This window comes from Lutibacter sp., assembly GCF_021647475.1.
Lineage (GTDB): Bacteria > Bacteroidota > Bacteroidia > Flavobacteriales > Flavobacteriaceae > Lutibacter.
The window spans coordinates 15,225-27,413 of the sequence record NZ_JAKIUR010000015.1 but is presented as its reverse complement, the minus strand read 5'-3'; the positions used below and the strand labels follow the sequence as shown (position 1 = coordinate 27,413).

The following is a 12,189-nucleotide window of genomic DNA, read 5'->3' as shown; positions in this document are numbered from 1 at the left end:
ACTATACACATTGCTATGTGCTGATTATTTTTTAATAATGCCATATTTAGCATATTTCCTGCCTTTTTCTATTGCCCAGATAGTATTTCCATAATCAAAATGCCAATATTCTTTAGGGTCAACTACAAACCCCTCTTTATCGAAGAGATTAATAAGAAGTTCTCTGTTCTTTCTTACTTGTGCTGTAATGTCAGGATGAAATGGATAACAGGTTTTATTAAGTTCTAAATGTAGTCCGACATTATTTCCAAAATCCATTACGCAATCCTTTTTTAAATCATAGATTAACGCATCCACAGCTCCACCGGTTGAATGCATAGATTCTTCCTCAGGAGCAATGAAATAAGAAACTATTTTATTAATCTCTTTTAATGATTTATTGGGATAATCTTTTTTTATAATCTTGACTCTTCTGTCACGCAAAAGTTTTTGATGTGCAAAACCTCTCCATACGGAACGAATGATTAATCTTTTATCTTCCTTATCCAAAATTTTGCTTATTCGTCCTATTTTTTTAAAAACAGCTTCTCTAACCATATAGTTGTAATCCTTGTAAAAAGATGGTTCAAACACTAAATTAAAATTTGATTCTTTTAAGCTGATTAACGGAGAATGATCGTCCTTAATCATAATAGTAGAGATAAGTTGCTTTTGGAAGCGGTCTAATCGTTCAACTAATTCGCAATATTCTTTTCCAGTCATTGGCTCTATTTGTATTTTTTATTTATATACGGTGAGGTCATTGCTGAGAGTAATGCTCCGTAATTGAGATTAAACTCAACAGTATTTCCCACTTTTAAGTCTGTTTGTTTGGCATCAACAATGATATGGTCACTACTTGCTCCGAGAATATCAATATCCAATAGGGGCGTTAATCCTGAAACTAAAACATCTTGTAAACCAACTCCGAGTAAAATTCTTTTTATTAAACCACGGTCAATAAATTTTGGTGTATTTCCAAATGCATCCTGATAAACATTTCCATTTGGTAAAGAGGGTTTTATTTTTGATTCAATAACTTCTGCAATTAAAGTAAAGGCATCTGTAAATAAACCTGGTATGGGTTTTCTTTCAAGAGTTTCACAACCCAAAAATATAGATTCACCAAGCCGTAAATTATTGATTTTACCAACATCCTTAGTTGACATAAACCAATTATAATTGGCTGAGTTTCCACCTGAAACAAACTCTAATTTTAATTCGAACTTATCTTCAATATTTATTGCAATTGAGGACAAATTCTCCATTTTTTTATCATCAGGCTTAATTCCCCCGAAACAAGCCAAGTTTGTTCCGATACCGGCAAGTTCAATTCCTTTTAATCCTATAACCTCATTAACGATTTTTTCCAAGTTGGAGGGCATAATACCCTCTCTTAAATCTCCCAATTCCACCATTAATATAATTTTATGTGTGGCATCTTGCTTTACAGCGAATTTTGAAAGTTCTTTAATTACCATAAGCTCCGAATTAAGACTAATGTCGGCATACTTCACAATATTTTTGGCTTGACTATAAATGCTCCTTAATAAAAGAAATTGTGCTTGAATACCTGCATTATGCATTTTTTTGATATTATCTATTCTTGAATCGGCAAGAATATTTATTCCACTTTTTATTAAAATATTTGCAATCTTAGTATCTCCACAAACTACTTTTGTTACGCCAATTACATCAATACCTTTTGAACCATAAAGTTCTTTCAATGTTTTTGCATTATGGGCAATTTTCCTAAGGTTTATCTCTATTCTTGGTGTTATCATATCAATTGCACTCACTTTAGTATTTCGGGAAATACTTCAAATATCTTTTTAATAATATTGTCGCATCCATATTTTAAAACATTCGTAGTAGGTAGTTGATACCTGTCTTCATATTCTGCTATTGTGTTTATTAATTCAGTATCAGTCATATCTTCATCGTTAAGTGTAATGGCAATTACTTTTGATTTTGAAAACATTTCGTTAAGTTTTATTTCACTTTCTAAAGTAGGCATTGGAATTGTCGGAAAATCACAACGACTTTTTCTTTTTGGTGGATGCTGAATGATTATTGCATCGGCATTTGAACCCTTTATAATAGCAGATGAAGAATTAAATGCAGGATGGCTTAAACCACCTTGCCCCTCAACAATAATTATATCAGGATGTTCAGTATTAACTGCATCTATAATTGCTTTTTCAACTTCTCCTGTGGTAAAACCTGATGTTAGCACATCTAATGCCATTCCATACTTAGCACCCTGAAGTAAACCTGTTTGTCCAGTGGCTATAAATACAGCATTTATATTTTCTTTTTTTAATGCCTCAACAATAATCCTAGCAGTAGTCATTTTGCCAACAGCACAATCTGTACCGGTAACAACTATTACAGGGGTTTTGTTTTCGAAAATTTTTCCAGTAAAAAGATGCAGACCTTTTCGTTTTGGAGGTTTTCTAAAGTCAAATATTTTGACATTACATTCACTTGCTTTTTGCATAAATTCTTTATCATCAGCAAAGAATTCAGGGAGAGGATTTACAATATCCATTCCTTTTTCCATTGCAGTTATGATTATTTGCCTCTGTTCCTTATCAAGAAATGGAGATAGCGGTGCAATACCATAAATAAAATATTTCGGGATGTAATTCAACTTCTCTAAGGCATCATCAATACTGCTAAATATAGGGATTCCCTTTTTTATTCCATCGAGACATTCGCCCGCATCAAGACCTGCCTTTGTACTATCTATAATGCCAACAATTTTATATCGTTCCGAATATCTGATAAGTCCATTTGCAACTTTTCCATCTACCTTTCCAAATTCATTTTCACTAAATACTAATGCTTTCTCTATCATAATTTATCTCTTAATTTAATTAATTTCTTAATATACACTATTGGACTCAGTGACTCTGTTTTAATTTGCACATAACATGTTCTATAGTTACCATTCTAGCCTCGTCATTATTACCTTCACGAATACGAACATAATGTACTGCTAAAATTTCTTCACGTACTTCATTGATCAGGTCTTTGAATACAAATTGTAATATCTGTAAAACCATGAGCTTTGAGTGCGTAAATAGCTCCACGACTAACAGCTCCAAATCCAAAAATAATTACTTTACGCTGGTTCCCGTAATGACCATCAACACCCTTTAATTGCAATGCATGAATAACGGCACAATAGCCTGCCAATTCATTATTTTATAAAACGTATGTCTGCCTATATGACCATCTGGAGACCATACAAACATATCTTCAAAAGCTATTAGAGTTAATTTTCTATCTATGGCAGTTTGTGTAATATCACCTTGCTGTGCACAATGTGGATAACCCCAAATGAGTCCACCTTCACGTATTTCTTGTAAATCGGCTAATGTTGGTTTTGCAATGATAACTGAACCAATTTCAGCCAATAAATCATGACGAGAAGCAACTCCTCCTGCTTGCGAAATAAAAAAATCGTCATCCAAACCAAAAGGTGCACCATATCCCTTTTCAAAAATTAATTGTTTCCTGATATCTTCAGGTAAACGTGATAGATGATTTGGATGAATTGGCACACGTTTTTCATCTACTTTTTTTGAAGTTCCGATAACTCCTAGGGTTAGTTTTTTCATGAATTCTACTTTGTTAGTTTTGTTTTAAAACAAATAAATGTTGGTCTGATTATCCGTAATTCAAAGAGAAAGCATTTGCAGAAGTAAAAGACTATATTATTTATAGTAGCAAAATGTAGTAATGACTGATTGAAATCAAAAATGGTTTAAACCTGTTGTAAAGATACGCTATTTTTTTAAGAGCTATTTGAATTTAAAAGGTGATAAAAACAGTTTATAAAAAACTAGCATATAAAAATGGCAAAATTAGGTAGATTAGAGAAATCAATTAACTTCTTCTAGCCTAAGTGGATTAAACATAGTTTTAACACCATTATATTTTCGAATTTCTAATAGTTATAAGAAAATACGTAATTTTGCAAAAATCTAGAAAAGAATGACTACGACTGGAAAAATAGAATTAATGGCTCCTGCCGGAAATTTTGAATCATTACAAGCTGCACTAGACAATGGTACAGATTCAATTTATTTTGGTGTGGAACAATTAAATATGCGAGCACGAGCAACTATAAACTTTACATTAGATGATTTACAAGAAATTTCTAATAGGTGTAAAGCAAAAAATGTAAGAACCTATCTTACATTAAATACCATAATTTACGATCACGATTTAACTATTGTAAAAACATTACTTCAAAAAGCAAAAGAAGCTGATATAACCGCAGTAATTGCTATGGATCAAGCAGTAATAGCTTCTGCAAAAGCTATTGGAATGGAAATTCATATTTCTACCCAAATAAATATTACCAATATTGAAACGGTTAAATTCTACGCCATGTTTGCCGATACTATGGTATTAAGTAGAGAATTAAGTTTACGTCAAGTAAAGAAAATAACTGAACAAATTGTAAAGGAAAACATTTGTGGCCCATCTGGAAAATTGGTGGAAATTGAAATTTTTGGTCACGGTGCATTATGTATGGCGGTTTCAGGCAAATGTTATATGAGTTTACACAATCATAACTCATCGGCAAATAGAGGTGCTTGTAAACAAGATTGTCGAAAAAAATATACCGTTATTGATCAGGAAACAGGTGTTGAAATGGAGTTGGATAACGAATACATTATGTCCCCAAAAGATTTATGTACCATTGATTTTTTAGATGAAATTGTAGATGCAGGGGTTAAAGTTTTAAAAATTGAAGGAAGAGGTAGAGCTCCAGAATATGTTGCCAGAGTTATTAAATCCTATAGAAATGCTATTGATAGTATTGAAGATGGCTCATATAATAAAGAAAAAGTAATTAGTTGGATGCAAGAGCTTGAAAAAGTATATAATCGTGGTTTTTGGAGTGGCTATTATTTAGGTCAAAAATTAGGAGAATGGAGTAAAGGTTCAGGAAGTCATGCAACACAAAAGAAAGTGTATTTAGGAAAAGGCATGCACTATTTTCCAAAATCTAACATTGGAGAATTTAAAATAGAAGCTTATGATATTACTTTAGGCGATACTATTTTAATTACCGGTCCAACAACAGGTGCACAAGAAATGAAAGTAAAAGAAATGTTTGTAAATGATATAAAAGGAGAGAAAGCTCAAAAAGGAGATTCAGTAACTATTCCTCTTGAATTCAGAATTAGACCTTCCGATAAATTATATAAAATTGTTGAAAACAAAGTGGAAGCTTAAATGGTAATTATAACGTTACAAAGAGCTAAATGTATTGGCTGTAATTATTGTGTAGAATTAGCTCCTTCTCAATTTCAAATGTCAAAAAAAGACGGAAAATCGGTTTTGCTTCATGCTAAAGAAAAAAAAGGATTTTTCACTATTAAATCTCCTGATAAAACTATTTTTGAAAATAGTATTAAAGCAAAAGAAGCTTGTCCTGTTAAAATAATTGATGTAAAACAAGTATGAAATTCCATTTTTTAACGTTTTATATTTCTTAATTTTAATCCTATCTTTACAAATTAGTGAATACCGAAATCTATTTTCGGATGTTAAAACCTATTAAACATAAAAAATATGAGCTGTAATAATTGCTCTTCCACTATAGATAAAGCCCCAAAAGGCTGTAAAAGTAACGGAAATTGTAACACAGGAAGCTGTGAAAAACTTTCTGTTTTTGATTGGCTGGCTAATATGCCTTTGGCTACAGGACAAAAGCCAATGAATATTTTTGAAGTTAGATTTAAAAACGGAAGAAAACATTTTTTTAAAAATGTAGATGACTTAAAAATTTCTATGGGCGATATAATCGCTGTAGAAGGAAATCCTGGTCATGATATTGGAGTTGTATCCTTGGCAGGTGAATTGGTTAAAATTCAATTAAAAAAGAAAGGAATTGAATTAGATAGCGATGCTATTAAAAAAATATACAGAATTGCTACTCAAAAAGATATTGATATTTGGACTGCCGCACGTGAAAAAGAATATAACACACAGTATAGAGGTCGTGAAATTATTAGCCGTTTAGGTCTAAAAATGAAATTATCTGATGTTGAATATCAAGGTGATGGAAATAAAGCAACCTTTTATTATACCGCTGAAGAACGTGTGGATTTCAGACAACTTATTAGAGATTTTGCAAGTACATTTAGTATTCGTATTGAAATGAAACAAGTTGGGCTACGTCAAGAAGCTGCTCGGCTTGGTGGTATAGGTTCTTGCGGAAGAGAATTGTGCTGTTCTACTTGGTTAACCGATTTACGCAAAGTAAATACCGCTGCTGCCCGTTATCAACAATTATCTCTAAATCCCCAAAAATTAGCTGGACAATGTGGTAAATTAAAATGTTGTTTAAATTACGAATTGGATACTTATTTAGATGCACTCAAAGACTTTCCAAAAACAGATATAGAGCTTAAAACCGAAAAAGGAATTGCCGTTTTTATTAAAATGGATATCTTTAAAAATTTACTTTGGTACACCTATAAAAATGAACGAAGTAAATGGTATAAATTAACGTTAGATCAAGTTAAAGAAATTATAGCATTAAACAAAGACAATAAAACGGCATCTTCATTAGAAGATTTTGAAAATGAATTAATTGTAGAAAAAGTAAATATTTTTGAAAATGTAGTTGGTCAAGATAGTTTAACTAGGTTTGATACTCCTAAAAGAAAAAAGAGAAGAAATAAAAAACATAGAAACAACCACCAAATTGTAGCTAAAAACACTGCTCAAAAAGGAAATAACTCAAACGCTAATAAACATTCTAAAAGAAAACCGTTTAGAAGAAAACCGAATAATGAAAAAAACAGTTAAGAAATTTAAAGTTTATATATTCTTTTTTTTAGCGCTAATATCTTGTAATTCAAAAACGATATTTAATAAATACCAAAGCTTACCTAACAAAACTTGGTTTTTAAATAATAAAATTGTCTTTAATATCGAAAATAAAGATACTATAAACAATAAAAACGTGTTTATTAATATAAGAAATACTACAAATTATCCGTTTAGTTCATTGTTTTTAATTGCCAAAATTGAAACTCCAACTAATAATCAAATTATTGATACTTTAGAATATAAAATGGCGGATAATTATGGCAATTGGTTAGGAACTGGTATTTCTAATATAAAAGAAAATAAGTTGATTTATAAACAAAATTATCATTTTTCAAAGCAAGGAAATTATAAATTTACAATTCAACAAGCAACTCGTAGTAATAGTGATATTGATGGAAATATGCCTTTAAAAGGTATTTCTGATGTTGGTTTAAGTATTGAAAAAATTAAAGAATGAAAAAAAAGAAAGTAACTAAAAATCCTTTTTCAATCTATATTAAATGGTTTTGGATTCTAATTTTAGGAGGTACAGCTTCTATTATTTTTATGTTTTTATTAGCATCTTGGGGAGTTTTTGGTCCGTTACCAACTTTTGAAGAATTAGAAAACCCCGAAAAAAACTTAGCTTCTGAAGTCATTTCTCTTGATGGTAAAACATTAGGAAAATATGCTTTTGAAAATAGAACTCCCATAAAATACAAAGATTTACCTAAAAACATAGTTAACGCTTTAGTAGCAACTGAAGATGAACGTTTTTATGAACATTCAGGTATCGATTTTAAGGCAACTTTACGTGCAATAGTTAAATTAGGAAAAGACGGTGGCGGAAGTACCATCACCCAACAATTAGCTAAACTTTTATTTACAGGTGAAGGCTCCAAAAATTTACTAGAAAGAATACTACAAAAATTCAAAGAATATGTAATTGCAGTTCGATTAGAACGCCAATATACCAAACAAGAAATTGTAACAATGTACCTTAATAAGTACGATTTTTTAAATTTAGCAGTTGGTATTCGTTCAGCTTCCAGAATTTATTTTGGAAAAGAACCAAAAGAACTTACAATACCTGAATCGGCAATGCTAATAGGTATGCTAAAAAATGCATCTTATTTTAACCCGTTAAGAAGAAAAAAACTAGTAAGAAATCGTAGAAATGTTGTTTTGAGTCAAATGGCAAAAAACAACTTTATTACTGAAAAAGTAAAAGATTCTCTTCAAAAAACAGATTTAGGACTAAACATTAATAGAGAAGGTCATAGCGATGGTCACGCAACCTATTTTAGAGAATATTTACGTGATTTTATGAAAAAGTGGATTAAAAAACATCCTAAACCTGATGGTTCTTTTTATAATTTACACAGAGACGGACTTAAAATTTATGTAACCATAGATTCTCGAATGCAAACAGATGCAGAGGATGCTATGAAAGAACATATGGCAAATTTACAGCGAGTATTTTTTAAAGAACAAAAACACAATAGAACCGCACCTTTTTACGATTTAGACAAAAAGCAAATTGCCAACACAATGCTTCGAGCTATGAAACGCTCTAATCGCTGGCATAGAATGAAAAAACAAGGAAAATCTGAAAAAGAAATACTTGCATCCTTTAATAAAAAGGTAAAAATGAGTGTTTTTTCTTGGAAAGGAGATAAAGACACAATTATGTCTCCTAAAGATTCTATTCGTTATTATAAGTATTTTTTAAGAGCTGGTTTAATATCTATTGAACCTCAAACAGGCTATATAAAAGCTTGGGTTGGTGGTATTAATTACAAACATTTTCAATTTGATGCCGTAAAACAGCAAAAACGTCAAGTAGGCTCTACTTTTAAACCTTTTGTTTATGCATCAGCAATTAATCAATTAAAATTATCTCCTTGCTACAAATTACCAAATACTTTATATACAATTCCTAAAGAAAAATATGGAATGCCTGAAGATTGGACGCCAAGAAATGCCAGTAATAAATATGGAGGTGAGCTAACCCTTAAACAAGCCCTGGCTGGCTCTGTTAATGTTATTACCGCTAAATTAATTGATATGGTAAACCCACAAACCGTTGTTAATTTAGCTAAAAGTGCTGGTATTACTAGTAAAATTCTTGCTGTTCCGTCAATAGCATTAGGCTCAGTAGATTTATCTTTATATGAAATGGTAAGTGCTTATTCCACTTTTGCAAATAAAGGCTTACGAATATCACCAATGATGTTGATTAAAATTGAAGACAAAAACGGAACCGTTTTAGAACGATTTATTCCAAAATCAAAAGAAGTATTAAGTGAAGAATCAGCTTATGTAGTTATAAATTTATTAGAAGGGGTAACAGAATCTGGTTCAGGAATTCGGTTACGCACAAAATGGGGGAAATACCCAGATAATGTTGCCACAGGTTATCCTTACGGATTTACAAATCCTATTGCAGGTAAAACAGGAACTACACAAAACCAATCTGATGGTTGGTTTATAGGAATTGTGCCTAATTTAGCTACTGGTGTTTGGGTTGGTGGTGAAGATCGTTCCGTCCATTTTGCAGGAATTGATAAAGGTCAAGGTGCCACCATGGCATTACCAATTTGGGCTTTATATTATAAAAAATTATATGCCGATCCTAGTTTACATATCAGCAAAGAAGATTTTGAAAAACCTAAAAAATTAACGATTCAAATTGATTGTGATAAGGACATTAATAAAAATAATCCTGATAAAAAAAGTGTTGAGGAGAACCCTGAATTTTAATAGTTTATGAAATTAAAACCTGATTGGAATCCAACCAAAGAAAGTATTAAAAATAGCAACATTTTTAAAATGATGCAAAAATTTGGTTTCGATAACTATCAAGATTTTTGGAAATGGTCAATAACAAATAAAGAAACTTTTTGGCAGGAAACAGTTAAAATTTTAAATATTCATCTAAATAAAAAATACACTTCAATTTTAGATGTTTCCAAAGGAATTGAAAATGCAGCATGGCTTAAAAATGCAAAATTAAACATTGTAGATTCCTGTTTTCAAAATAATGAAAATGCTACTGCTATTATCTTTCAAAAAGAAGGAGAAGAAATTCAAAAAATCACCCAAAAAGAACTTTTAGCATTAACCAATAAAATTGCAAATGGTTTATTAAAATTAGGCTTAAAAAAAGGAGATAAAATAGCTATTGATATGCCAATGACCGTGGAAGCTGTCGCAATTTATTTGGCAGGTATAAAAGCAGGAATGCCCATAGTTACTATTGCGGATAGTTTTACTCCTAATGAAATTGCCATCCGATTAAAAATAACAAATCCAAAAGTTATTTTTACGCAAGATGTATTGCAAAGAGCTGGCAAAACAATTCCTTTATTTAGTAAAATAATCGAAGCTAATGCACCAAAAGCAGTAGTTTTAAAAGTTTCAGATGAATCAATTTCATTAAGAAAAAATGATATTTACTGGAATATCTTTTTAAGTGATAACAAAAAATTTGAATCGGTTATTCAAAATCCTGAAGATATTATAACCGTATTATTTTCATCAGGAACTACTGGAGAACCAAAGGCAATTCCTTGGACACATACCACTCCAATCAAAAGTGCAAGCGATGGTTATTATCATCATGATATTCATAAAAACGATGTAGTTTGCTGGCCAACTAATTTAGGTTGGATGATGGGACCTTGGTTGGTTTTTGCATCGCTTATAAATAAAGCAACTATTGCACTATATTATGGAGCACCAATGGGAGAAGATTTTGGAAAATTTGTACAAAATGCAAAAGTTACTATGTTAGGGGTAATTCCAAGTTTTGTTAAATATTGGAACAGCAGTAAATGCATGGAAAAACTGAATTGGAATACTATTAAATGTTTTAGCTCAACAGGAGAAGTTTCTAATCCTAAAGAAATGAAATACTTAATGCAATTAGCTAACAATAAGCCAGTTATTGAATATTGTGGAGGTACTGAAATTGGCGGTGGTTACGTTACAAGTACGGTAGTTCAGCCAAATATTGCTAGTATATTTTCATCTCAAGCTTTAGGTGGAGCATTTGTTTTATTAGATGAAAATCATCAAAAATCAGATAAAGGAGAAGTATTTTTAATTCCCCCAATAATGGGATTATCAACAAAACTTTTAAACCGAAATCATTTTGACGTTTATTATAAAAGCACACCAACATTTGAAGGAAAACTGTTACGACGTCATGGCGATCAAATGGAACAGCTTGAAAATGGCTATTACCAAGCACAAGGACGCGTTGATGACGCCATGAATTTAGGCGGAATAAAAGTGAGTTCTACTCAAATAGAAGCCATTATCAATACATTATCATTTGTTAAAGAATCTGCAGCAATAGCTGTTGCTCCAAAAGGTGGAGGCCCAAGTTTGTTAGTGGTTTATTACATAGAAAGTACTACGGAATTTTCTGATAAAGAACGCTACAATCAATCTAAAAATAGTATCAGAAAACAATTAAATCCGTTATTTAAAGTAACTGATTTAGTTAAAATAGAACTATTACCCAGAACAGCATCGAATAAAGTGATGCGAAGAAAATTAAGAAATTTATACGAACAAGATTAAAGGAAATTTGTGAAAATAATATCATACAACGTAAACGGAATAAGAGCAGCTTTAAAAAAAGGATTTATAGACTGGTTAACAACTACAAATGCTGATGTAATTTGTCTTCAAGAAACAAAAGCCCATAAAGAACAATTAGATTTAAGTGTATTTGAAAATGCAGGTTATACCTATCATTATTGGTTTTCGGCACAAAAAAAAGGATATAGTAGCGTAGCTATTTTATCAAAAGTAAAACCTAATCATATTGAATATGGAACTGGAATTGAAACCATGGATTTCGAAGGTAGAAATTTACGTGTAGATTTTGATGATTTTTCCTTAATGAGTTTGTATTTACCTTCTGGAACAAATGATGCTCGTTTAGATTTTAAATTAAATTATATGGCTGAATTTCAGCAATATGTAAATCAGTTAAAAAAAGAAATTCCTAATTTAATTATTTGTGGCGATTATAATATTTGTCATACTGAAATTGATATTCACAACCCAAAACAAAACAAAAATACTTCAGGATTTTTACCAATTGAAAGAGAATGGCTAAGCGGATTTATCAATAGCGGATTTATAGATTCTTTTAGATATTTACACAAAGAACCTGATAATTATACTTGGTGGAGCTACAGAGCCAATGCCAGAAATAATAATAAAGGTTGGCGTATAGATTATCACATGGTTAGTGAACCGATGAAAGACAGAATTAGAAGAGCTTACATTCTGCCTGAAGCCAAACATTCAGACCATTGTCCAATTGTTGTTGAAATAGATTAAAATGAAATT

Annotated in this window: 11 protein-coding genes; 7 read left to right on the top strand and 4 right to left on the bottom strand. The window is 31.0% G+C overall.

From position 1 onward, the window contains the following. Window positions 1–24 precede the first annotated feature (24 nt). From L3J60_RS05365 to L3J60_RS05350, 4 genes are all read right to left on the bottom strand, one after another. Window positions 25–702 (bottom strand): M15 family metallopeptidase, encoded by a 678-nt coding sequence (locus L3J60_RS05365; RefSeq protein WP_291974463.1) that lies wholly within the window; start codon window positions 700–702, stop codon window positions 25–27. A 5-nt stretch (window positions 703–707) separates the two neighbouring features. Beyond that, window positions 708–1,763 (bottom strand): alanine/ornithine racemase family PLP-dependent enzyme, encoded by a 1,056-nt coding sequence (locus L3J60_RS05360; protein WP_291974462.1) that lies wholly within the window; start codon window positions 1,761–1,763, stop codon window positions 708–710. An 11-nt stretch (window positions 1,764–1,774) separates the two neighbouring features. Continuing rightward, window positions 1,775–2,839, bottom strand: a complete 1,065-nt coding sequence (locus L3J60_RS05355; RefSeq protein WP_291974461.1) for a DUF1611 domain-containing protein — start codon at window positions 2,837–2,839, stop codon at window positions 1,775–1,777. A 301-nt stretch (window positions 2,840–3,140) separates the two neighbouring features. Next, window positions 3,141–3,605, bottom strand: a complete 465-nt coding sequence (locus L3J60_RS05350) for a hypothetical protein (protein WP_291974460.1) — start codon at window positions 3,603–3,605, stop codon at window positions 3,141–3,143. Window positions 3,606–3,981: 376 nt separating this feature from the next. Between L3J60_RS05350 and L3J60_RS05345 the strand changes: the two genes are divergently transcribed. From L3J60_RS05345 to L3J60_RS05315, 7 genes are all read left to right on the top strand, one after another. Then, window positions 3,982–5,235, top strand: a complete 1,254-nt coding sequence (locus tag L3J60_RS05345) for a peptidase U32 family protein (RefSeq protein WP_291974459.1) — start codon at window positions 3,982–3,984, stop codon at window positions 5,233–5,235. Then, entirely contained in the window at window positions 5,236–5,466 is a 231-nt protein-coding gene (locus L3J60_RS05340) for a ferredoxin (RefSeq protein WP_291974458.1), read from the top strand. Window positions 5,467–5,574: 108 nt separating this feature from the next. Then, window positions 5,575–6,816 carry a regulatory iron-sulfur-containing complex subunit RicT gene (ricT, locus tag L3J60_RS05335; RefSeq protein WP_291974457.1) on the top strand — a complete coding sequence of 414 codons (1,242 nt, stop codon included), beginning with the start codon at window positions 5,575–5,577 and terminating at the stop codon, window positions 6,814–6,816. Beyond that, a complete protein-coding gene (locus tag L3J60_RS05330) occupies window positions 6,800–7,297 on the top strand; it encodes a gliding motility lipoprotein GldH (RefSeq protein WP_291974456.1) in 498 nt (165 codons plus the stop codon). Before ricT ends, L3J60_RS05330 begins: the two co-directional genes overlap by 17 nt. Then, window positions 7,294–9,582, top strand: a complete 2,289-nt coding sequence (locus L3J60_RS05325) for a transglycosylase domain-containing protein (RefSeq protein WP_291974455.1) — start codon at window positions 7,294–7,296, stop codon at window positions 9,580–9,582. The genes L3J60_RS05330 and L3J60_RS05325 overlap by 4 nt, the downstream gene beginning before the upstream one ends. A gap of 6 nt (window positions 9,583–9,588) precedes the next feature. Further along, complete coding sequence (locus L3J60_RS05320; RefSeq protein WP_291974454.1) at window positions 9,589–11,409, top strand: AMP-binding protein; 1,821 nt, start codon at window positions 9,589–9,591, stop codon at window positions 11,407–11,409. Between the two features lie 9 nt (window positions 11,410–11,418). Then, window positions 11,419–12,180 (top strand): exodeoxyribonuclease III, encoded by a 762-nt coding sequence (locus L3J60_RS05315; protein WP_291974453.1) that lies wholly within the window; start codon window positions 11,419–11,421, stop codon window positions 12,178–12,180. Window positions 12,181–12,189 lie beyond the last annotated feature (9 nt).